A 1,476-nucleotide genomic window follows, 5' to 3' on the forward strand; every position below is an offset into this window, starting at 1 on the left:
ACAGGCGGCGCCCGGACGGCGAGGCTACGGCGAGCCTCCCGCTGGGTGCCGCTGGTGCTGGCTCTGGTGGTCGCCCTGTTGGCCGCAGGCGCAGGCCTGCGCGGGCTTGTCGACCAGGCTCCCGGCGAGGGTTCCGTGGACGCCGGGTTCGCCCGCGACATGTCCGCCCATCATGCCCAGGCCGTCCAGATAGCAATGGTCGAGTTCCGCGGGGGCGCCGACATGACACAACGTGGTGTCGCCGAGGACGTTGCGCTCACCCAACAGCGGGAGATCGGCATCATGTCGGCGTGGCTGACCCAGTGGGGCCTGGCGCAGATCTCCACCGACCCGCCGATGGGCTGGATGCGATCCGTGCACCTGGCGAGCCATGACAGCTCCGGCCATGACAGCTCCGGGCATGACGCTTCCGGGCATGACGGGGCAACCACGAATTCTACGCGGATGCCCGGAATGGCCACCGACGCAGAACTGGGCCAGCTGTCGAAGGCCTCCGGGCGGGAGCTGGACACCCTCTTCCTCGCCCTCATGATCCGCCATCACCGTGGCGGGCTCACGATGGCGCAGGAGGCCGCGGCTCGCGCACAGGAGCCCGATGTGCGGGCACTGGCCCGGGCGATGGTCATCAACCAGGCGATCGAAATCGACCAGATGGAGGCCGACCTGCACGCCATGGGAGCTCCCCCGGCCTGATGCGGACTTGGAGTGCCCGGGACGAGGACACCTCGGGCGTACCGTAGGCGGCTGTGACCACAGCCCACCCGGATACCCGAGCTTTCCCCGAGGCGGTGGCGGGGCTTCACCGCCTTGCGGACCATCTCGGCCGCGCATGACCGCGCATCGGCCGCCGGAGCTGGTCGGCCGCACGGCGCTGGTGACCGGCGCGTCCAGCGGGATCGGACACGCCATCGCCGTGCGGCTCGCCGTCGCGGGCGCGTCGGTCATCGCGACCGGCCGGGACCAGCCCGCGCTGGACGCGCTGGCCGCGCAGGCGGGCGGCCACGGAGCCGAGATCCACCTCCACCGGGCGGACATCACCGACACCGATGCCCGGGCCGAGCTCGCCGAGGCTGTCCGCCGGCAGTTCGGCGGCCTGTCCATCCTGATCCACTCGGCTGGTGCCTATCAACGTTCGCCCATGGCGGACGCGGACATCAGCGACCTTGACCACCAGTACGCGGTGAACGTCCGTGCGCCCTACGCCCTCACCCAGCTCCTGCTCCCGGATCTGCTGTGCGCCGGCCGACGCTGCGGCGGGGACGTCATCTTCGTCAACTCGACCCAGGGCATCTCCGCCAGCCCGAAGATCGGCCAGTATGCCGCCACCAAGCACGCGCTGCGCGCGATCGCGGACAGCCTGCGCGCAGAGGTGGCCGACGCCGACGTCCGCGTGTGCACGATGCTTCCGGGCCGGACGGCGACCGCCATGCAGCGCCGGGTGCTCCAGGCCGAGGGCCGACCCTGGGCGCCAGACGC

At 71.5% G+C, this 1,476-nt stretch carries 2 protein-coding genes; both read left to right on the forward strand.

Going from position 1 to position 1,476, the window contains the following annotated elements:
* On the forward strand, positions 1-693 hold a 693-nt coding region (locus tag U9980_RS08560; protein ID WP_322767437.1), incomplete at its 5' end, for a DUF305 domain-containing protein.
* A gap of 136 nt (positions 694-829) precedes the next feature.
* A partial coding sequence (locus U9980_RS08565) for an SDR family NAD(P)-dependent oxidoreductase (protein WP_322767438.1) occupies positions 830-1,476 on the forward strand: 647 nt, incomplete at its 3' end.

Source organism: Protofrankia sp. Cr1 (assembly GCF_963555865.1).
GTDB lineage: Bacteria > Actinomycetota > Actinomycetes > Frankiales > Frankiaceae > Protofrankia.